The 20,433-nt window shown below is 42.8% G+C and carries 23 protein-coding genes; 9 read left to right on the plus strand and 14 right to left on the minus strand.

What is annotated here, in order from left to right:
- Nucleotides 1-265: 265 nt before the first annotated feature.
- A complete protein-coding gene (gene cyoE, locus JOC95_RS17630; protein WP_204418505.1) occupies nucleotides 266-1,201 on the minus strand; it encodes a heme o synthase in 936 nt (311 codons plus the stop codon).
- A 500-nt stretch (nucleotides 1,202-1,701) separates the two neighbouring features.
- On the opposite strand from cyoE, the gene JOC95_RS17635 reads away from it, so the two are divergent.
- Nucleotides 1,702-2,619: a COX15/CtaA family protein gene (locus JOC95_RS17635; RefSeq protein ID WP_204418506.1), complete on the plus strand. Its 918-nt coding sequence runs from the start codon at nucleotides 1,702-1,704 to the stop codon at nucleotides 2,617-2,619.
- A gap of 114 nt (nucleotides 2,620-2,733) precedes the next feature.
- On the opposite strand, the gene pyc is transcribed toward JOC95_RS17635, so the two are convergent.
- Complete coding sequence (gene pyc, locus JOC95_RS17640; protein ID WP_204418507.1) at nucleotides 2,734-6,177, minus strand: pyruvate carboxylase; 3,444 nt, start codon at nucleotides 6,175-6,177, stop codon at nucleotides 2,734-2,736.
- Between the two features lie 200 nt (nucleotides 6,178-6,377).
- A complete protein-coding gene (locus tag JOC95_RS17645; protein WP_204418508.1) occupies nucleotides 6,378-6,659 on the minus strand; it encodes an Fpa/YlaN family protein in 282 nt (93 codons plus the stop codon).
- A 205-nt stretch (nucleotides 6,660-6,864) separates the two neighbouring features.
- Between JOC95_RS17645 and JOC95_RS17650 the strand changes: the two genes are divergently transcribed.
- Nucleotides 6,865-7,365 (plus strand): peptidyl-prolyl cis-trans isomerase, encoded by a 501-nt coding sequence (locus JOC95_RS17650; protein WP_204418509.1) that lies wholly within the window; start codon nucleotides 6,865-6,867, stop codon nucleotides 7,363-7,365.
- 81 nt (nucleotides 7,366-7,446) lie between these two features.
- On the opposite strand, the gene JOC95_RS17655 is transcribed toward JOC95_RS17650, so the two are convergent.
- A complete protein-coding gene (locus tag JOC95_RS17655) occupies nucleotides 7,447-8,775 on the minus strand; it encodes a PhoH family protein (protein ID WP_204418510.1) in 1,329 nt (442 codons plus the stop codon).
- 236 nt (nucleotides 8,776-9,011) lie between these two features.
- Between JOC95_RS17655 and JOC95_RS17660 the strand changes: the two genes are divergently transcribed.
- Nucleotides 9,012-9,641, plus strand: coding sequence for a YhcN/YlaJ family sporulation lipoprotein (locus tag JOC95_RS17660; RefSeq protein WP_204418511.1), 630 nt, complete (start codon nucleotides 9,012-9,014; stop codon nucleotides 9,639-9,641).
- A 51-nt stretch (nucleotides 9,642-9,692) separates the two neighbouring features.
- On the opposite strand, the gene JOC95_RS17665 is transcribed toward JOC95_RS17660, so the two are convergent.
- A complete protein-coding gene (locus JOC95_RS17665) occupies nucleotides 9,693-10,151 on the minus strand; it encodes a pyridoxamine 5'-phosphate oxidase family protein (RefSeq protein ID WP_204418512.1) in 459 nt (152 codons plus the stop codon).
- A 155-nt stretch (nucleotides 10,152-10,306) separates the two neighbouring features.
- Here JOC95_RS17665 and JOC95_RS17670 point away from each other — a divergent pair, with 155 nt between their 5' ends.
- A complete protein-coding gene (locus JOC95_RS17670; RefSeq protein ID WP_204418513.1) occupies nucleotides 10,307-10,507 on the plus strand; it encodes a YlaI family protein in 201 nt (66 codons plus the stop codon).
- Nucleotides 10,508-10,510: 3 nt separating this feature from the next.
- Complete coding sequence (locus JOC95_RS17675) at nucleotides 10,511-10,936, plus strand: hypothetical protein (protein ID WP_204418514.1); 426 nt, start codon at nucleotides 10,511-10,513, stop codon at nucleotides 10,934-10,936.
- A gap of 54 nt (nucleotides 10,937-10,990) precedes the next feature.
- Here JOC95_RS17675 and JOC95_RS17680 read toward each other — a convergent pair whose 3' ends face one another.
- From JOC95_RS17680 to typA, 3 genes are all read right to left on the minus strand, one after another.
- The gene (locus JOC95_RS17680; protein WP_204418515.1) at nucleotides 10,991-11,275 is read right to left on the minus strand and encodes a hypothetical protein; all 285 of its coding nucleotides are present in this window, start codon (nucleotides 11,273-11,275) and stop codon (nucleotides 10,991-10,993) included.
- Nucleotides 11,276-11,288: 13 nt separating this feature from the next.
- Nucleotides 11,289-11,612, minus strand: a complete 324-nt coding sequence (locus JOC95_RS17685) for a YlaH-like family protein (protein WP_204418516.1) — start codon at nucleotides 11,610-11,612, stop codon at nucleotides 11,289-11,291.
- Between the two features lie 93 nt (nucleotides 11,613-11,705).
- Nucleotides 11,706-13,541 (minus strand): translational GTPase TypA, encoded by a 1,836-nt coding sequence (gene typA / locus JOC95_RS17690; RefSeq protein WP_204418517.1) that lies wholly within the window; start codon nucleotides 13,539-13,541, stop codon nucleotides 11,706-11,708.
- 128 nt (nucleotides 13,542-13,669) lie between these two features.
- Between typA and JOC95_RS17695 the strand changes: the two genes are divergently transcribed.
- On the plus strand, nucleotides 13,670-13,852 hold the full coding sequence (locus tag JOC95_RS17695; RefSeq protein ID WP_204418518.1) for a YlaF family protein: 183 nt from the start codon (nucleotides 13,670-13,672) through the stop codon (nucleotides 13,850-13,852).
- Nucleotides 13,853-13,976: 124 nt separating this feature from the next.
- Here JOC95_RS17695 and JOC95_RS17700 read toward each other — a convergent pair whose 3' ends face one another.
- Together JOC95_RS17700 and JOC95_RS17705 are read right to left on the minus strand one after the other, a co-directional pair.
- Nucleotides 13,977-14,771 (minus strand): inositol monophosphatase family protein, encoded by a 795-nt coding sequence (locus JOC95_RS17700; protein ID WP_204418519.1) that lies wholly within the window; start codon nucleotides 14,769-14,771, stop codon nucleotides 13,977-13,979.
- Between the two features lie 142 nt (nucleotides 14,772-14,913).
- Complete coding sequence (locus JOC95_RS17705; RefSeq protein ID WP_204418520.1) at nucleotides 14,914-15,102, minus strand: hypothetical protein; 189 nt, start codon at nucleotides 15,100-15,102, stop codon at nucleotides 14,914-14,916.
- 200 nt (nucleotides 15,103-15,302) lie between these two features.
- Here JOC95_RS17705 and JOC95_RS17710 point away from each other — a divergent pair, with 200 nt between their 5' ends.
- The gene (locus tag JOC95_RS17710) at nucleotides 15,303-15,950 is read left to right on the plus strand and encodes a YktB family protein (RefSeq protein WP_419096265.1); all 648 of its coding nucleotides are present in this window, start codon (nucleotides 15,303-15,305) and stop codon (nucleotides 15,948-15,950) included.
- Between the two features lie 38 nt (nucleotides 15,951-15,988).
- On the opposite strand, the gene JOC95_RS17715 is transcribed toward JOC95_RS17710, so the two are convergent.
- Together JOC95_RS17715 and JOC95_RS17720 are read right to left on the minus strand one after the other, a co-directional pair.
- Nucleotides 15,989-16,258, minus strand: coding sequence for a UPF0223 family protein (locus JOC95_RS17715; protein ID WP_204418521.1), 270 nt, complete (start codon nucleotides 16,256-16,258; stop codon nucleotides 15,989-15,991).
- Between the two features lie 55 nt (nucleotides 16,259-16,313).
- Entirely contained in the window at nucleotides 16,314-17,273 is a 960-nt protein-coding gene (locus tag JOC95_RS17720; RefSeq protein WP_204418672.1) for an NAD(P)H-dependent flavin oxidoreductase, read from the minus strand.
- 229 nt (nucleotides 17,274-17,502) lie between these two features.
- Between JOC95_RS17720 and JOC95_RS17725 the strand changes: the two genes are divergently transcribed.
- Entirely contained in the window at nucleotides 17,503-18,984 is a 1,482-nt protein-coding gene (locus JOC95_RS17725; RefSeq protein WP_204418522.1) for an aminotransferase class I/II-fold pyridoxal phosphate-dependent enzyme, read from the plus strand.
- A 69-nt stretch (nucleotides 18,985-19,053) separates the two neighbouring features.
- Here the strand turns inward: JOC95_RS17725 and JOC95_RS17730 are convergent, their stop codons facing one another.
- Nucleotides 19,054-19,179, minus strand: a complete 126-nt coding sequence (locus JOC95_RS17730; protein WP_204418523.1) for a GapA-binding peptide SR1P — start codon at nucleotides 19,177-19,179, stop codon at nucleotides 19,054-19,056.
- 244 nt (nucleotides 19,180-19,423) lie between these two features.
- On the minus strand, nucleotides 19,424-19,723 hold the full coding sequence (locus JOC95_RS17735; RefSeq protein WP_204418524.1) for a DUF3055 domain-containing protein: 300 nt from the start codon (nucleotides 19,721-19,723) through the stop codon (nucleotides 19,424-19,426).
- A 157-nt stretch (nucleotides 19,724-19,880) separates the two neighbouring features.
- Between JOC95_RS17735 and JOC95_RS17740 the strand changes: the two genes are divergently transcribed.
- Nucleotides 19,881-20,306 carry a DUF1885 family protein gene (locus JOC95_RS17740; RefSeq protein WP_204418525.1) on the plus strand — a complete coding sequence of 142 codons (426 nt, stop codon included), beginning with the start codon at nucleotides 19,881-19,883 and terminating at the stop codon, nucleotides 20,304-20,306.
- Nucleotides 20,307-20,433 lie beyond the last annotated feature (127 nt).

The following is a 20,433-nucleotide window of genomic DNA, read 5'->3' on the forward strand; positions in this document are numbered from 1 at the left end:
GGATGCCCGGCAGCTGCAGGTAGATACTATCCGCTTATATGTAGCCTCGACAAGCATAAGGCATTTTCCGAAAGAGGTTAACAACATCTTCCGGAAAATGACTTATGGTATCGAGGTCCCAAACACATTCTTTCTTCATTTGATGCAAATTTTGCCTCTAGTTGTTACTATACCACAGCTTGCTCCCTTTCACCCTTCAACTTTTCAGTTTCCGTTAAAAAAAGACAGTCGTTCCAGTATTGGATGTGGGCTTATACTGTCTTTTTTAGAAAATGGTCAAAATGATCATGGAAACAAAAAGGATGGTCAGATAATTCAGGGAATAGACGAACATCAAGGTTGCCCACTTCATCTCATCCTTCATCTTGAATCCTGCAAAGCTTAGTGAAAGCCAGCCAAGATTCAATAGGGTTGCCAATATGACAAAAGCAAGGCCAAGGTCAAACATATAGAATGGCAATGGCAAGAGACATGCCACCCAAACAAGCATCTGTCTTCTGGTTATGTTGAAACCATGTACAACGGGTAGCATCGGAATGCCTGCACTCCGGTATTCTTCACAGCGACGAATCGCGATCGCCAGGAAATGTGGAATCTGCCAAAGGAACATGATGAAAAATAGCATCCAGGCAATAAGCGAAAGATTTGGATCTACCGCTGCCCACCCTATTAACGGCGGGACTGCTCCGGAAATACTGCCGATGACGGTATTCAAAGTATTCTTTCTCTTGGACCACATGGAATAAAGGACCACATATGTGAAGGCACCTATCAGACCGATGATGGCTGCAGTATAAGTGGTGAGGGCCAAAAGGATTGTGCCGATTACAGTCAAAGCCAGACCAAGATAAAGTGCACCGACCGGGTTCATCCTGCCTGTTACGGTAGGGCGGTTTTTGGTTCTCTTCATCAGGTGGTCGATGTCGCGGTCGATATAGTTATTTAGACTACAGGACCCCGCCACAACCAACGAGGAACCGATGATTGTGTAAAGAACAACATCTATATTGGCTAAAAAACTTCTTTGGGTGAAAAATAATGCCAACCAAAGCCCAGTAAAAGTAGTTATAAAATTAGAATTGACAATTCCTATTTTAATAAGCGCCAAGAAGTCCTTCCAAACAGAATTCACTTCTTCCTCTTGAGGACGGTCATCTGACAAAGAAGCAGATGCTTGATCCAAAGTCCTCAAATTTGCCATTTATATTCCTCCTTTGAACCTTGGTGCATACATGATAAACACATTATATCCTGTAAGATCAGGATTGAATCCGTTTCCACTAAGGAACTATGGGATAGTGTAAAACATACGAAAACACAAGGATGTTAAGTAACATTCTCTCTGTATATTAAATCATATTTGCCTAAAACATTGTGAATTATATTTGAAGAAAATATGACTAATTTGTGTCACCTGTACAGAATATTACCTACATTCTTTAAATCAGTATATAATAGGGTTTGTTGACCATATTGTTGATTGGAATGCTACTTTTCAACAAGTCCCATATATATTTCTAGCAAACTCCACACCAATATTCAACCTTTTTCACGATAATAAATCCGCTTTTGCAACAAAGGATTGCTTATTGTCAATTTTCGTTACATTGTGTAGTATTGGGAGGACGTTTACTATTTTACCATTTCTACTTATTTTAATATATATAGGAGAAATAAATTCTTTGTTAGAAGGTGAATCGGTTGTATAGATTATTGAAATGGTTCGCCGTTTGTACTTCTATTATCATGCTTTTTGTACTTATTGGGGGAGCACTTGTCACAAAAACCGGATCTGGCATGGGTTGCGGTAGATCTTGGCCACTATGCCACGGCGAACTTATCCCTAGCAATATCGATTTTGCACTGATTGTCGAGCTGAGTCATCGTATTGTTTCAGGCTTGGCTGCCATCGTGGTATTGGTCCTTTCAGTTTGGGCCTGGAGGGTAATAGGCCATAAAAGAGAAACGAAATTCCTTGCGCTGCTTTCTTTTGCAGTGCTCATGCTACAGGCTCTTATCGGGGCAGCTGCCGTAGTATGGGGACAGTCATCAGCTGTTTTAGCGCTGCATTTCGGGATTTCTCTTGTATCGTTCGCATCTGTTTTTCTTTTGACACTACTTATCTTTGAAGCGGACAAGCGATTTGACGCAGAAACATTGATCATTGACCGCCGGATGTCTTTTCACATCATCGGGATCATCACCTATTGTTATACTGTTGTCTATTCTGGCGCTTTGGTCCGCCACGTCGGTGCAAGCTTAGCATGCCCCACATGGCCGACATGTACACGGAATGGAATTGGCCTCCCTACACAAATGCATGAATGGATTCAAATGGGGCACCGGGCAGCTGCCGGACTCATCGTAGTCTGGATCTTATATGTAGCAATTCTCGCTTTCAGGAAGTACAAACATCAGCCAGTCATTTATAAAGCCTGGATGGTTTGTGCAGTGTTGGTCCTGTTGCAGGCGACGACAGGTGCATTAGTCGTATTTACTAAATTGAATATCTTTGTTTCCCTATTACATGCCCTGATCATTTCCTGTCTTTTCGGAGTGCTTAGCTATCTACTGATGCTAGTGACAAGAAATAAAGTTAATAGGCAAAAACAGCAATAAAGAAAGCGAGGAGCTCCCTCGCTTTTTTATTTTGCTTTTTTAGTATCCTACTATGAAGCTATAAAAACGGAAAAGCCCCAAAGGAGTATTGGGGCTTTTCTTTATTTGAAGCTATTAGATTTGTTCCAGTTCTATTAATAGATCGCCTGTTGCGATTCCTTCACCGGCACTTGCATGAATTTCCTTGACCGTTCCGCTGAAAGGTGCCTGGACGGTAGTTTCCATTTTCATGGCCTCCGTGATCATGAGGTGATCGCCCTTTGAGACTTTCTCCCCTTTTTCCACAAGCACCTTAATGACTGTCCCTGGCATCGTTGCACCGATATGCGTCGGGTTGCCTCCATCCATTTTAGGCTTGGAAACAACATCCGATTTCACGCTTTCGTCCTTGATATTCACTTCACGAGGCTGTCCATTCAATTCAAAATAAACGACTCTCGTTCCGTCCTTTTGTGGTTGTCCTATCGAAACAAGTTTTACCATCAATGTTTTACCTTGTTCAATTTCCACCTGTATCTCTTCACCAAGCCTCATCCCGAAAAAGAATGTCGGAGTATCGATTACAGAAACATTTCCGTATTCCTCCTGCTTCTTCTGATAATCCATGAATACCTTCGGATAAAGAGCATAGGCAATCATCTCGTGGCTTGTCACCTGACGATTTAAAGTATCAAACAGCTTTTGGCGGATTTCTTCAAAGTCCACATCATCCAAAAGTTCACCAGGTCTGACTGTAATCGGGGATTTGCCCTTCAGAATCACCTTCTGCAACTCTTTCGGGAATCCACCGTGTGGTTGTCCCAGGAATCCTTCAAAAAGTTCGATGACGCTATCAGGAAAATCAATGGATTCCCCCTTTTCCAGCACATCTTCTTCTGTGAGGGTGTTTTGTACCATAAATAGCGCCATATCCCCAACCACTTTGGAAGATGGTGTGACCTTGACAATATCACCGAACATATCATTCACACGGCGATACATCTCCTTCACTTCCTCCCAGCGTGCTCCAAGGCCCACGGCTTTTGCCTGCTGTTGAAGATTGCTATATTGCCCACCCGGCATTTCATGCATATATACTTCAGAATGGGGGCTCATCATTCCGCTTTCAAAATCACTGTAATATTTTCGGACATCTTCCCAATAATGGGATAACTGTTCTAACGCTTTCACTGATACGTCAGGTTTGCGCTCAGTCTCCTCCAGGGCGTAATACAAGGAGTTTGCACTTGGCTGGGACGTCAACCCTGCCATTGAACTGATGGCAACATCGACAATGTCAACTCCGGCTTCGATCGCCTTTGCATACATGTAGATCCCATTACCGCTCGTGTCATGCGTATGCAGGTGTATCGGAATATCAATGGTTTCTTTTAAGGTGGAGATCAGACGATAAGCAGCCTGTGGCTTAAGAAGCCCCGCCATATCTTTTATAGCAAGGATATGGGCACCGCTCTGTTCAAGCTCCCTTGCCATGTCACAATAATACTTCAAGTCATACTTTGTTCTGTTCGGGTCATTGATGTCTCCCGTATAGCAGATGGCAGCCTCGGCGATTTTCCCGCTATCCCTTACAGCATCGATTGCCAAGGTCATCCCTTTCACCCAGTTCAAGCTATCAAAGATACGGAACACATCCACCCCGGCATGTGCGGATTTTTCCACAAATTCTTTTATGAGGTTATCCGGATAGTTTTTGTACCCTACTGCATTCGATGCCCGCAGTAGCATTTGGAAAAGTACGTTTGGAGCCTTTTCTCTAAGAGTGAGAAGACGGTCCCAAGGATCTTCACTTAAGAAGCGGTATGCAACATCAAATGTAGCTCCCCCCCACATTTCCATTGAAAAAAGGTTTGGAAGCAATTTCGCTGTCGGTTCCGCGATCTGCTTGATATCATGTGTACGCAATCGGGTTGCAAGCAGGGACTGATGCGCATCTCGGAAGGTCGTATCGGTCAAGAGCACTTCCTTTTGCTCCCCGATCCATTTGACAAGTCCTTCTGCACCTCTCTCATCCAAAATCTGTTTCGTCCCGCTTGGAACCGTATCCACTCCCTTTAATTGAGGCATTCTAGGATTCGGGAATATAGGCTTCTTTCGCTTTTCCACGCCCGGGAATCCATTGACAGTCACATTCCCGATATAGGTCAGCATTTTGGTTCCCCTGTCTTTACGCTTAGGGAAAACGAACAATTCTGGAGTAGTATCGATAAAGGAAGTATCGTATTCTCCATTCATGAACTTCGGATGGCGCACGACATTCTCCAGGAAAGGGATATTCGTTTTGATACCACGAATACGGAACTCTTTTAAATTCCGCTCCATCTTGTTCGCTGCCTGTTCGAAAGTCAATGCCCAGGTGGAGAGCTTTACAAGCAAGGAATCGTAGAAAGGCGTTATCACTGCCCCTTGATAACCATTACCCGCATCGAGGCGCACACCGAATCCTCCACCAGATCTGTAAGCCATGATTTTCCCGGTATCAGGCATAAAACCATTCAATGGATCCTCTGTAGTTACCCGGGATTGTATGGCAAAGCCATGGACCCTGATATCTTCCTGTTTAGGGATACCAAGCTTACTGCCATGCAGGGCATGTCCTTCAGCAATCATGATTTGTGATTGTACGATATCAATCCCAGTGACCATCTCTGTGATGGTATGCTCGACCTGCACGCGAGGATTTACCTCAATAAAGTAATATTCATCCCCTGCCACGAGAAACTCCACTGTTCCGGCATTAATATAATCCACATTCTTCATCAATTCCACTGCAGCATTGCAGATCCTGTCACGCAATTCATCCGGGATGGAGACACTTGGAGCAATCTCGACTACCTTTTGGTGACGGCGTTGGATGGAGCAATCACGTTCGAATAAATGGATGATTTCTCCGTGCTGGTCCCCCAGGATCTGGACTTCGATGTGCTTCGGGTTCTCAATCAGCTTCTCTATGTATACATCATCGTTGCCAAAGGCAGCTTTCGCCTCCGATTTTGCACGCTCGAAGGATTCTTTCAGTTCCGATTTGCTGCGTACAATACGCATTCCGCGGCCACCGCCACCTAAAGCGGCTTTGATCATCAACGGGTAGCCGTAAGTTGCGGCAAAATCCATCACTTCATCCAGTGTATCAACAGGTCCGTCTGTCCCTGGGATTACCGGGATGTTTGCCAGTTGTGCCTGACTGCGGGCCTTCACTTTGTCACCGAACATATCGAGATGTCTCGAAGTCGGACCGATAAAGATTATGCCCTCATCTTCACATTTTTTGGCAAAGTGAATGTTTTCAGATAAAAAACCATATCCAGGATGAATGGCATCCACGCCATTTGTTTTGGCTATTTCAATGATGCCGTCGATATCCAGATAGGCATCGATGGGCTTCTTCCCTTCTCCCACTAGATAAGCTTCATCAGCTTTATATCGGTGAAAGGACCCGATATCTTCATTTGAGTAGATAGCAACCGTTCGAATATTTAATTCAGTACAAGCTCGAAAAACACGAATTGCAATCTCGCCGCGGTTTGCAACAAGGATCTTATTGATTTTCTTCGTCATTTTGTCTCCCCCTAGTAGCTACTTCTCTGCAGAAAAGTTTAGAATATTTTTTCAATTATACATATAATTATACCTTATGTATTTAAATTTTTCCTTCTTTTCACATCGGATTTGGAAAAATGTAAATATTTGCTTATCTTTTCAGGTTAATAAAAACGCTCAATCAACAATTGTTTTTGTAGATTGAGCGTCCTATTCATTCAATTTTTCTCCCAGGCTTCATGCAAGGCAGACAATTCCCTCTCAAGCTTTGAAAGGATGTCTTTGCCTTCCTTTTCGGAAATGAGCCCTAGGCGAACAGCAAAGTCCATTTCCCTGGACAACCCGAACATTTGGGTATCCAGGACCTCTTCGTAAAGTGGACATTGAGGCATTGTCAAGTTATCCATTTGTACTTGAATCAACTTCAAAATTTTATCTGAATCAGCCTTTAAAAGCGAAATAGCTTTATCACGATGATCGACCACGATATCTGATGCCAATATCGATCCCTCCGTTTACGAACAAATACCTATCTTATCTATAAATATTATCGTTATTCTGGTAAAATTGCAAGCTTCGTGCGAAAAGATTGGTTTGCAGTTGTGATTATGGTTTATGCTTAATCTCTTACGCTTTCAGTGGACATGACAAAAGTTATTCTAACCTATATAATGAAGATAAAGATAAACAAATTAGGGGGACAACATGGAATCAATCATCAGAATTGAAGGAAAGGTGCAATATTCCATCACATTAGATCCGGGTGTATGGATTTTTGACGATCGCCGTTTGGATTTGGATACATACTTTACAGAGCAGAGTGCTGAGGAAATTGACGAATTGGAGGCCTACACGAAGGCTGCTTCTAAACAGTGGGAGCGTGAAATCAGCGAAGGCGCCATTCAGCCGCCTACCTTAAAAACAGAGCGGAAATACAAAAAAGAGCAACTTTTGACAGGGTCCTTCGGTATTAAGTTTGCTCCATTCCTGAAAAACGCCGAGCCCCTTGAGGATGCCTCCTCTGTTGTCTTCGTCAGCGGAAAAACCGAAGTTGAAATCCCCCTCGCCAAAGCGCAGGATGTGGTGTTCGGATTTTCCCAAAAAGGAAAACCGTTGAAAGATGATGGACCTGTCCATGTATACTTCGGAGACGGATCCAATCAGCTTTCTCCTTTGAAACATGTTAATCGCATTATTGTGAAGTGAATAAGCAACCTCTTGGGTCTGAGTATAAATAGCTCAGACCCTTGCTTTTGCAGCATTATATATCATATGAGCAAAACTCGCCTATAGCAGGTCTGCCGCCAATTTGGCAAGCATCGACCTCTCCCCCTTGATCAGCTTGACATGCCCTGCCAGCTTTTGATCCTTAAACCTTTCCACCACATAGGTAAGGCCATTATTATACTCATCCAGATATGGATGGTCGATTTGTTCAGGGTCGCCCATCAGGACTATTTTACTGCGTTCCCCTACCCTTGTAAGAATGGTTTTCACCTCATGCTTTGTAAGGTTCTGGGCTTCATCAATGATGATGAACTGTTCTGGGATGCTTCTTCCTCTTATATAAGTGAGTGCCTCCACTTCAATAGATCCCATTCCTGCCAGAATGGCATCCAGTTCCCCCGGTTTCTTCGTGTTGAATAGATACTCCAGATTGTCAAAGATAGGTTGCATCCACGGCCTGAGTTTCTCCTCTTTTTCACCTGGCAGAAAGCCTATATCCTTCCCTACAGGGACAATCGGTCTTGCTACGAGCAGTTTTTTGTAACGGTTCAGGTCTTCGGTCTGCAACAGTCCTGCAGCCAAAGCCAAGAGCGTTTTTCCGGTGCCCGCTTTCCCTGTCAGTGTGACAAGCGGGATGTCAGCCCTGAGAAGCATTTCAAACGCCATTGTCTGTTGTACATTTCTCGGCCTGATTCCCCATATGTGATCCTGATCAAACACAAGCTTCTTTACCTTTTTCCCAGTCCCGTCTACTAGCCCCAGTGCAGAACCTGACCCTCCCAAAGCATCTTTCATGATGATGAATTGGTTAGCATAAAAAGGGTGATTAGCGAGCTCAGAGCCATTAATCTCCCCCTTTTCATAAAAAAGGTTCAGCTTATCAGATGGAACATAGACCTCCAAGAACCCTTTATAAATATGATCCACTTCGACTACACGATCATTCAGGAAATCCTCGGAAGTAAGTCCGATTGCATCTGCTTTTACCCTTACCAGCGCATCTTTGCTCACTAGTATGACGGCTCTTCCATCCTCTTTTGTCTGCTCTTCCAACGAAAGGTTTTTAGCTACGGCAAGGATGCGGTTATCGTTTGTCTTTTCAACAAAGATTTCTTGGAGCTGGTGGAAGCTGCGGTGATTAAGTTCGATTCTCAACGCCCCGCCATTGTGCAATGGTATTTTCTCGTGCAGTTTGCCCGTTTCCCTTAAAGAATCGATGATTTTTGACACTTGCCTTGCATTTCTTCCTATTTCATCCATATATCGTTTTTTCGAATCCACTTCTTCCAGAACTACTGCCGGAATAACCACTTCATTATCAGAAAAAGAATAGATGGAATATGGATCCTGTAACAATACATTCGTATCTAAAACATAAATTTTATTCAACCTGCCGCCTCCTACTCCTGGCTCTATATTCTAATTTTTCTTTCTGGAGTGAATCAAGGCATCCATCCCTTCAGATTTTATGGCCTTTTTATGCGCCGATCGCTTTTTGCTTGACCTATTGAAGGGACAGACCGTTGATAAAATATATGTCTAAATGAATAAAGATAGAAGAACAAATGAACAATAAAATCAAGCGAATTGAAAATTGGTCAAAGTACGTTAAAGGAGTGGGTATAATGAAAAAACGACTATTTCTATTATTGATAGCAATACTGGCTGTTTCAGGCTGTAATAATCAACCCCGTAATATATCACGGGAAGAAGATGATAAATCTCAGATTATCCATGTAAAGGACTCTGCTGACATACATGTGGATAGGAAGACTGGACAAGAGGTTTCCGCTCATCTTGTAGAATTGGCTACACGGGTACCGAATGTAAATGACGCTACCGCCGTAGTTTTGGGACCATATGCTGTTGTTGGTATAGATGTCAATTCCGACTTGGACAGAGGAAGAGTCAGCACCATCAAATACTCAGTTGCTGAAAGTCTGAAGAACGATCCCTATGGTGCTACTGCAGTGATTATCGCTGATGCGGATTCCTTTGTCCGTTTGGAAGAGATGGGAAGGGACATTCAGCGCGGAAGGCCAATTGCAGGCATCATGGAAGAACTTGCTGAAATAGTAGGTCGTGTCATGCCGGAGATTCCAATTGACCTAAAAGAACCGACTGCTCCAAATCCTACTGAGCAGAACAATTCTCAGCTTCCCGAAGACCAACAGAAGCAATTAGAACAAAAGCAGCAAAAGCAGTCCAATAACCAAAAGGATGAAGAGCGTAATAAAAAAGTAGAACAGGATTAAAAAAAAGTGCCGGACCACAAATATACTTGTGTGTTCCGGCACTTTTTTTGGTCAACTTATATCCTTTAGAAGTTTCATTACCTGTTGGTCCAGTTTTTTTGCAGCTTCCTTATCATATGTTTTCTCGAACCGGGGTTCCACACAAATCTTGGCACCATAGAACATCACGTCACGTACTTCTATGATTTTCAATGTGACGAGGGCAAGCTTAAGCGGAAGTCCGTCTGTCTCTTTTTCTTTTACAACGGCCGTGGTATGGATGGAATAGACCGATTCATTCGCATATAAAGTCACCACAACATGTTCATTGTTTTCGATATTTTGTACAATGCGGGACTTCGCTGTAACAGCAAGCTGAATAGTCGACTCGTCACTTGCATAGATCCATGACACTGCGCTGACATTTGGACCACCCGTTTCAAAATCCACCGTGCTTATGTTTACAAGCTTTTCTGCCTGCAATGAGGAGAACAGCGATTCTACAAGCGTCGATTCCACAAGATTTGGCATACATTTTCCCCTTTCAACTTTTATTTTTATCATAACACAATGATCCTTTATAGCGTGCCACTATCAATTTGAAATCTCCTGTTACTTCTTTTGTTATTCTGTTCTCTCCCCATTATGCTATACTATACGTAATATTGGATTAGATGAGGTGGAATATGAGAGTCAAATGTGTCATTTGCGATAAAATCGAAAGTATAAATGATGAATCACTGATAGCAAAAAGGCTTCGAAACAGGCCCATCCACACTTATATGTGTGATGATTGCAGTGCAAGGATCGAGAAAAGGACGAATGAAAGAATCGCGACTGGAAACTTCCGCCTTTACGAACAGAAGCAGAACCAGGATGAGTGGTAAAAAATGATACAACGAGGGGCACTAACAGGTTTCCTCAGCGGCTCGATCATGGGGCTTGCGATGAAATTCTTGGAGGCTATTTCCTCCAAGAAAGTCTATGTATTATTGCTGAATGTTGATTTTATTCCTTATATTGATAGCCGCGACCTTCCGGAGCTTGCGGAATTCTCATTACATGTTCTAATGGCTATCCTGATAGGGATAATCTTCGCTTGGTTAATGGAAAGAAATGCAGACTCTAAAAACAGTCCATATTTTTGGTCTTTCCTATTAACATTGCCTACTGTGTTTCTTTACTTCCCCTTGACCATTCTTGCGACAAAGGATACTCCCGCAGTGAATGACCCTATCAGCTTTTCCTTATGGACAGTCGGTCATATCCTGTTTGCAATACTGCTTCCTATTTTTTATTCTCCCAGACAAAAATAAAGAGGATGACTCAGATGGTGTGCTTCACACGTGTGAGTGATCCTCTTTTTTCATTTACTCATAATTATGGTATTTTTCCGGTTCGTTCTTGATCTGTTCAAGCATGACATCGATCAATTCAATAGGGAAGCGGTTTTTATGAGTTTCCCCATCCTTTTTGTACGATACATAGTACATCGGGTCTTCCTTCGTTACCGATATCTCCTTGAGATGATGGTCATCGATCAAGATGGATTCGAACAACTTCATCGTATCCTGTGCGGATTTATCATCCGGTCTGGCTTCAGCAACCACTTTAATAGTCAGCCAATTATAAAGTGTATCCTGCAAGGATCTCATCACGAGTCCTCCTTTAAGATTCTGTGCCTTCCTCTTGCTTATGGCGGCGCAATCGAATTTTATAGATGATCAGAATCAATGCTGCAACAACCAATCCTTCTGCAACCGGCAGGAAAATCCCTAAAAATGTCAGTACGGTCCCACCCAGTGCCAAGAATAGATAGATAATAGCAGACTTTAAGATTGGCAGCTTTAATGCAAAACCAAGCTTGTACACCAAAATGGACAGTGCCAAGATGGTCAGGTATAGCAACCACATGCCTAATACAGGGTTTTCAACCACATTGTAGAGGCTGGCAAAAAAAGAAAGATATTCCGGTACTTTTTCTTCACTCACGGGATCCTCACCTTTCCCTTCCTTGATTTAGAAAAAGGGGAGCAAGGATAGGCTTTTGAAAACCCATCCATGCTTCCCCTATTCATTTGCAAATTAAGCTTCTGCGTATTTCTTTTTCTTTGCTGCTCTTTCGCGTTCGTTTTTGTCTAAAAGCTTCTTGCGCAAACGGATGGACTGAGGAGTGATTTCACAGTACTCATCATCGTTCAAGTACTCTAAAGATTCTTCCAGAGTCATTAGACGAGGCTTTTTCATACTAACCGTCTGGTCTTTTGTTGCAGAACGGACGTTAGTAGCCTGCTTCATTTTACATACGTTAACTACAAGATCGTTCTCACGGTTATGCTCTCCCACGATCATTCCTTCGTAAACTTCCGTACCTGGCTCTACGAAGATGACACCGCGGTCTTCAATTCCCATGATGCCGTAAGTGGATGCTTTTCCTGCTTCCATGGAAACAAGTACACCCTGGCGGCGTCCGCCAACCTGACCTGCAGCCATTGGCTGGTAGCTGTCAAATGTGTGGTTGATGATTCCATATCCACGAGTCAAGGAAAGGAATTCAGTTGTATAACCGATCAATCCACGGGAAGGAACCATGAAGATAAGACGAACTTGGCCATTACCGTTATTGATCATGTCCACCATTTCACCTTTACGGGCACCGATGGATTCCATAACTGCTCCAGTGTAATCCTCTGGAACATCAATTTGAACGCGCTCAACCGGCTCTGATTTCTTGCCATCAACATTTTTGATGATAACCTCAGGCTTGGATACTTGAAGCTCGAAACCTTCACGGCGCATGTTTTCAATCAGGATAGACAAGTGAAGCTCTCCACGACCTGATACGACCCATGCATCAGGGGAATCAGTCGGATCTACACGTAGACTTACGTCCGTTTCCAACTGAGCTTCAAGACGCTCTTCGATTTTACGGGAAGTGACAAATTTACCTTCTTTACCTGCAAACGGACTGTTGTTTACAAGGAAAGTCATTTGTAGTGTCGGCTCATCGATACGAAGTACCGGTAAAGCTTCCTGATGGTCAACCGGGCAAACTGTTTCCCCGACGTTGATATCTTCCATCCCGGAAACAGCAACAAGATCTCCAGCTTTCGCTTCTTCGATTTCCACACGCTTAAGACCGATGAAACCGAACAGCTTTGATACACGGAATTGCTTAACAGAACCATCAAGCTTCATCAATGCAACCTGCTGGCCGACTTTCATTGTACCGCGGAAAATACGGCCTACCCCGATACGACCTACATAGTCGTTGTAGTCAAGAAGGGCAACCTGGAATTGAAGCGGCTCTTCACTGTTGTCGATTGGAGCTGGAATGTGCTCGATGATGGACTCATAAATTGCTTCCATGTTCTCATCTTGCTTCTCTGGGTTTGTGCTTGCAGTTCCATTAATGGCAGAAGCATAAACCACAGGGAATTCCAATTGCTCTTCTGTTGCGTCAAGCTCGATGAATAAGTCGATTACTTCATCAACCACTTCAGTCGGGCGTGCAAAATCACGGTCGATTTTGTTTACTACAACAATCGGTGTCAAGTTCTGCTCTAGCGCCTTCTTCAATACGAAGCGCGTCTGAGGCATACAGCCTTCATAAGCATCAACCACTAAAAGTACACCGTCTACCATTTTCATGATACGTTCCACTTCTCCACCAAAGTCGGCATGTCCTGGTGTGTCCATGATGTTGATGCGTGTATCTTTATAGTTAATTGCCGTATTTTTTGCCAATATGGTAATCCCACGTTCTCTTTCTAGATCGTTTGAGTCCATGGCACGTTCTGCTACCTGTTCGTTCGTTCTGAACGTACCAGCTTGGTGTAGCAATTTGTCTACTAACGTTGTTTTACCATGGTCAACGTGAGCAATAATTGCGATGTTTCTAATATCATTGCGGATGTTCACTATTTCATCTCCCTAATTTACAACTTAATAACTTTAGTATTATACCACAAACATAGTAGAAAAGACGAAGAGACTTCTGTAAAATATGTGTTAAGTGTTGAATGCGTTAACATAAAGGAGGGAAAATCATGAAAAACATTCAATGGATCTTCGTACTTTTCGCTTGTTTAGCGGCTACCTCCATGGGATTGATTGGTATAGCAATAGCAGAAAGAAGCTTAACAGGTATAGTATTTGCAATTATTTTATTATTTATAATAATGGGCTTCGGATTCAAGAAAAAACGAAGCATGAGGGAAAATAATCGATAAGATGAGTTTCTTTCATTTTTTTACAGGTGCGGATTTTTGTGATCAGTTCAAATTGTCGTTCATACCCGTAAATAAACCCCCGCGGTTCAATGCCGCGGGGGTTTTAACCATGCGTCTATGATTTCTATTTAAGCTTCGACAGATAATCTTTACTGATTGTTTCATGCAGGCCTGGCTTGCAGACAAACACACTGTTCTGGCCGAGGAGGTTCAGTTCTTCCCCATGCAGGGTCGTCACTTTCCCGCCTACTTCATTTACCAGGATAAGCCCGGCGGCAAAATCCCAGGGAGATAGACGTAGCGTGATATACGCATCGATCCGACCAGTCGTTACATAAGCCATTTCAAGTGCAGCAGATCCGTAAGAGCGTGTCCCCCTCACCCTTCGTACCAGCGGGGCCAGTATGGAAGGATCGATTCTTTTATTTTCTGTAATCCAAGTTGCATTCAATCCTATAATGGCCTGTTCCACAGCCACTTCTTTTAATGGAGGCAATTTTACATCGTCAAGGTATGCCCCCTCCCCGGCTTTTGCATGATAAAGCTCATCATGCACGACATCATAGATCAACCCTATTTTACCAACACCATCATGGTATACAGCAACAGATATCGCGAAATTCCTCTGCTGGTGCACGAAATTCATCGTTCCATCAATTGGATCGATAATCCAGACAGTCCCGTCAAGCTTATCTATTTTGTCACCGAAGCCCTCTTCGCCAAGTATTTGATGATCAGGATAGGTGTTTCTGATTTTTTCTATAAAGAATTGCTCCGTTTCACGATCAATATTCGTTACAAGGTCATCTGGAGAAGTTTTCGTATGTATCATCAGCTTTTCATTAAAGGAAGCGCGTATCCTTTCCCCAGCCTCTCTTGTCCATGTCTTTGCATTCTCATCAATTTGCGACCAGTTCATTACGACTCCTGCCCTTCCACATCTATGTAATACTTTTCAATACAATTGTTCTTTTTAGCTTACTGAAGTGGGCATTTAAAATCAAGTAATGCGACACAGAGAAAAACGAACCTCTTACAGGTTCGTTGGGTAGCACCTGCCACTAAACCTCTAAACTCAACATTTCCTTACGCAATTTCTCTAATTTGACTTTGCTGCTATTGATCTTATCGGCATTGTTTTCTGTCATTGCATCAAACAATGTTACCAGTTCATAATCAATTTCAAGTTTCAGCACTGCCATCTGGTTTTCTTCCTTTTTCTTTTTCCAAGGTTTCACTACTTGCTTCATCCCAATCCCTCCCTCAGGTGATTTTCATGGCTCTTAGATACTCTCAACTTTTATGGTTGATATATCATATGAAGGGATTAAAAGTTGGTAACTAAAATGTGCAATAACCCATAAGAAAAGGTAAGAAGGTGAATCTTTTTGAAAAGGCATTTGGCTATGCTAGAATATTCAGAGGAATACTTATATGTGGAGTGATGATTGTGGCATCAAGGAAATTTAACGGTTTTAAAAAAGCAGATTTCAATGTTTTCAAAATTGATGGGCTAGAAGGGCGAATGGCTGCTCTCCAAGAAAGGATCCAACCGAAATTCCAGCTGCTTGGAGAACATTTTGCGCCCTCTTTGACAGCGATGACCGGTGATGAAATGCAATACCATATTGCAAAGCATGCAAGACGCACAATCAACCCGCCAAAAGATTCATGGGTCGCATTCGCAAACAGCAACCGGGGATATAAAATGCTGCCCCATTTTCAGATTGGATTATGGGAAACGCACGTTTTCGTATGGTTTGCCGTGATCTATGAAGCGCCGATCAAGGAAGCATACGGGGAGAAGCTAATTGAGGATGTAAAGCAGATACGCGAATCGATTCCCGCAGATTATGTTTGGTCCAAGGATCACACTAAACCTGAGGTCATCCGTCAAAGTGATCTATCAGAGGACGAGCACAAGGACCTTTTCCAACGGTTAATGAACGTTAAAAAAGCGGAAATCCTATGCGGCATACAAATTCCCCGAGAAGAAGCGGTCACACTCTCAGGTGACGAAACGATCGCAAGAATAGAGGAAGCGTTCCAAACGCTGCGACCTCTTTATAATCTGACAAAGAAAACAGCAGTATCCTAAAAAAACAAGAATCGGCTTTAGTTCCGATTCTTGTTTTTTTACATTTTCACTCTATCTCCCGATTCCAGGCTTTTTGCTTTTTTAATCGTCTGATAGGCAGAGAACCCGCTCAACTCTTCATACTCGTTAGCTAGGTTTCTCTCTTCTGCTTTTCCAGGCACTATTTCCTTGAAGCGGCGATATACGCTCATCAGATGATCCCGCTCGATTCCTTTGTCATACGCCTGCTCCACCGCTTCGTAAAAAGCAATCACATCCACGATTTCGTCTGTTGTCCAGTCATAGGAAATGGGATAAGAAAAGTCCATACTGTCACCTCATTATGTAAGCTCATTTCGTTACATAGTATAGCACTTACTTATCTTAGATTGTCCAGTCTTTGCGAATTTCTTCCGCTTGCAAGATGATTCTCCCTATCAGTTCACCTGCAGAGGGAACATCATCAATCAAGCCCATCACCTGTCCTGCCCAGGCAAACCCCTGTTCAACTTCCCCTTCATGGATGAACCGTTTATTTGCCACTCCACTTATATATTCCCTTAATCCTTCATACCCCTCAGCGTTCTTTTCACGCGCCAATATCTCTTCCGTCCATTTATTGTGAATGGCCCTGGCAGGTGCACCTATGCTTTTTTTAATGATGACTGTATCATTTTCCGTACCTTTGACAAGCATCTCTTTATAGATGGGATGCGCATGCAGGCATTCTTTCGTTGCAATGAATCGAGTACCCATCTCGATCCCTTCTGCTCCTAAGCTTAATGCCGCCATCAATCCCCTTCCGTCCCCTATTCCACCTGAGGCAATAACAGGTATGGATAGGGCATCCACCACTTTTGGGACGAGGACCATCGTCCCTAAATCCTGCTTTCCTAGATGCCCTCCCCCTTCCTGCCCCACGACCATGACAGCGTCAGCACCCAATTCCTCGGCCTTCTCGGCCTGCCTTCTTGCAGCAACCAGTACAAGCTTTTTACAAGGGGTGTTCTCCAACCTTTTGAAAATCGGGGCAGGGTTCCCTCCAGTCATGGATATCACCGGTACTCCTTCTTCTATTGCCACATCCAGCATATGTTCAAAAGGCCGACCATGCTGACCAATGGCATAATTCACGCCAAACGGCTTATCAGTCAGACTCTTCAATTTATGTATCTCTGCCCTGAGCTCTTCAGGGGTATCGAGGCTCATGGCTGTGATTTGCCCTAGTCCGCCGGCATTTGAAACCGCTGCGGCAAGATCAGCATAAGCCAGATAGGCCAGTCCTCCTTGAATGATTGGATATTCAATATGTAATAAGTCTGTTATTCTAGTTTTCCATTTCATCATGTATTAGCTCCTTTCCATTGTTCAATATATTCTTTTTCGAAAGCTCAAATCCTGTTTTTTTCAACGAATTATATATAAGAAAAATCTATGCAACCTTACTTTTAAATGCTATAATTCATTTGTTTTATGTGTAAGTTTGTTCTGCGTTTTAAGATACGTTAAGATGAAGATAGATTTTACATGATAAAAATGTCAAAGAAATTATGTAAAGAGGTGCTTAGTAAAATTGACATACTCCCAAAATGAAACACCATTGTTTACTGGCTTGATCGAACACGCAAAAAAGAATCCAGTTCAATTTCATATACCCGGCCATAAAAAAGGGGCAGGCATCGATCCCGAGTTTCGTGCATTCATCGGTGATAACGCACTGTCCATCGATTTGATAAATATAGGTCCCCTAGACGACCTGCACCAGCCAAAAGGTATGATTAAAGATGCACAGGATTTAGCTGCGAAGGCTTTCGGTGCCGATCATACTTTTTTCTCTGTACAAGGTACCAGCGGAGCCATCATGACAATGGTCATGGCTGTTTGCGGACCTGGTGAAAAAATCATCGTCCCTAGGAACGTGCACAAGTCTGTCATGTCTGCAATCGTTTTTTCGGGTGCTGTCCCAATATTCATTCACCCCGAAGTAGACAAAGAACTTGGGATTTCCCACGGCATCACTACCGATTCTGTTGAACGGGCCCTCAAGCAGCATCCGGATGCAAAGGGTGTTCTTGTCATCAATCCGACCTACTTCGGCATTTCAGCCGACCTGAGCCAGATTGTTGAAATTGCCCACAGTTTCAATGTACCGGTACTAGTCGATGAAGCGCACGGGGTTCATATCCATTTCCATGAAGAGCTTCCCCTGTCCGCCATGCAGGCAGGAGCAGATATGGCGGCAACAAGCGTGCACAAGCTAGGTGGATCTATGACACAGAGTTCCATCCTGAATGTACGCGAAGGACTTGTGAATGTGAATCGAATTCAATCCATCCTGAGCATGCTTACGACGACATCAACCTCCTACCTTCTATTGGCAAGCTTGGATGTTGCCCGTAAGAGGCTTGCGACAGAAGGACATATGTTGATTGAAAAAACGATCCAACTTGCCAACGAGACAAGGGATGCAATCAATGCGATTGACAATTTATATTGTGTTGGACCGGAAATACTGGGAAGAAAGGCAACTTTCGATTACGACCCGACAAAATTGATCATATCTGTAAAGAAATTAAATCTTACAGGATATGACGTAGAAAAATGGCTCCGTAAAAACTATAACATTGAAGTGGAACTTTCCGATCTGTACAATATCCTATGCATTGTAACCCCTGGTGACACCTCAGTTGAAACCGGGATATTGCTTACTGCATTAAGGGAACTTGCAAATCAGCAACGCGACAAGGCTGAAGATCAAGAAAATCAGGTCAAGGTATTTTTGCCTGACATTCCAGTCCTGGCCATTGCACCTCGTGATGCTTTCTATTCAGAGACGGAAGTCGTGCCATTCGAAAAGTCAGCAGGAAGGATCATCGCTGAATTCATCATGGTGTATCCTCCAGGCATCCCTATCTTCACACCTGGGGAAATCATCACAGAAGAGAACCTGGCCTACATTTCCAAGACATTGGAAGTCGGTCTTCCTGTTCAAGGCCCTGAAGACTATGAACTCAAAACGCTCAGGGTCATCAAGGAACATAAAGCAATCAAATAAAACACAAAGAAACAGCAGTCGGGATTGCGACTGCTGTTTTATTTATATCTGCTATCCATCATCATTCTATTAATCTAGGTCTTCCACTTTCTCAGAGCACTTACATTCTGTACATTTCGCATAATAAGTCGTAACTTTTTCATCCTCGAAGTGGTCTACCGCGCTGTTGCAAGTTTGACAAATAATTGTACCCATACACATTTACCCCTTTTCAAAGTATATTTTATTGGAAAACAGTTTGTGTATCAAGAAATTGTAAGCGTTTTCTCTTATTAAATACATCATAAACCGTTAAATGTGTTATGTCAATAACTAAATTGTATAACACATTTAAAAATAGGTAAGTTAATTATATATACTCTTTATCATGAAGAATAATTCATTGACGAAAAGGGCCATCACCTATTATCTGGTGATGGCCCTTAAACTATGGAGATTTTTATTCGTACTGTTCTTGGAAAGGAGTTGCAGGAATGGCTTCGGAAAAGAATTCCGCTAGATCTTCCGCTTGTTCTTTAGAGTCGATTCGGAAAACATGTTGAAGGTGATTTAGGTCGGTAATATCTTTGGGATCGAGGAGCGTGGAGCGGCCGGTTTGCATACAGATGACAAGGGGTTTACCAAAAAACAAATTCGTATAGACGATACCGAAATCATACCTTGTATCCTTGGTGGTGAATCCTACGAATCGCACAGGGACATTCTCATTGTTATCATAAAGCTTGTCAAATAGGTTCATACGGTTCCTCCTTCTTAATTTTTTGTTTATTCAGATATTTATTATATCGCAAAAAATGGGCTAATTGCAAGAATTTTAACTTAATGATTGTCACAGACTTTCTGCAAGTGCTAGAATTATATTTAATGAAGAATTGTCATATTTAGGAGTGAAATGAATGGCTAGCAGCGCGTATATTAACCTTGTTCCAAAATCTCCAAAGAAAACCCTTACAGTACAAGATGTAAAGGAACTGCTCACCTACTATAAAGAAATTACGGAAAAAACGGGAAAGCAATTGGGATGGGAATATAGCCAAGCGGCTTTCCCATATGAAATCAAGGAAACTCCGGAGGGACAAGGGCAATGGTTCTACCTCAAGGCAAAGGAAGACCGTTATAAGATGATCCTGATAGGTGTAGGCAGCCAAGCACCAATCGATGGGGAAGATGAGCCACTATCCTACATACAAGTTACACTGCACGATCAAAGTACACATGGAGACAAAGGAAAAGCCAATGAGCTCTGCAAGTTCCTAGCCAAGAAGCTTGAAGCGGAGCTAAAACTATTTACAGGAAGCATCATGTATTACTATAAGCGTTAATGAACCGAAAAAGACCCGTCTGATATTGTCTGACGGGTCTTTTCTGTCTCTATGCCCATATTGTAAACTATCCTTGCACAGATGTCAGAAAAAAAAAGAAACCCTGCATGGAGGGCTTCCTGTTCAA

Origin of the sequence: Sutcliffiella tianshenii (assembly GCF_016908565.1) — a bacterium.
In the GTDB taxonomy this organism is placed as follows: domain Bacteria; phylum Bacillota; class Bacilli; order Bacillales; family Bacillaceae_I; genus Sutcliffiella_A; species Sutcliffiella_A tianshenii.